Here is a 304-nt window from a genome sequence, read left to right on the forward strand (position 1 = left end):
CTTTAGCCCGATTGAGCAGGCCTGGAGCAAGCTAAAACAGCGTTGCGAGCCGCCCAGGCCCGCACCCGGCAGGCGCTGGAGCAGGCCCTGCAGCAAGCCATCAACTGGATTACGAGTCAGGATGCACGCAACTGGTTTGACCATTATGGCGACCACAAGCAAGCCCCTAAATAACGGGGTAAACTGTTTGCTAATTTTCAGGTGGGCTTGACGTGATAGCCATAGTGGTTATACCAAGCGTGAACATCTTATCTGCTAATCCAGTCAATGGTTCCGTGCAATGCTCCTCCGACATATACAGGCT

1 protein-coding gene is annotated in these 304 nt (G+C 53.3%); it reads left to right on the forward strand.

Features of this window, described 5'->3' with window-relative positions; all coding sequences use genetic code 11:
• Positions 1–42 precede the first annotated feature (42 nt).
• The gene (locus tag HW556_RS18860; protein ID WP_262890021.1) at positions 43–174 is read left to right on the forward strand and encodes a hypothetical protein; all 132 of its coding nucleotides are present in this window, start codon (positions 43–45) and stop codon (positions 172–174) included.
• The last annotated feature ends 130 nt before the right edge of the window (positions 175–304 follow it).

The organism is Hymenobacter terrestris (assembly GCF_013377905.1).
Lineage (GTDB): Bacteria > Bacteroidota > Bacteroidia > Cytophagales > Hymenobacteraceae > Hymenobacter > Hymenobacter terrestris.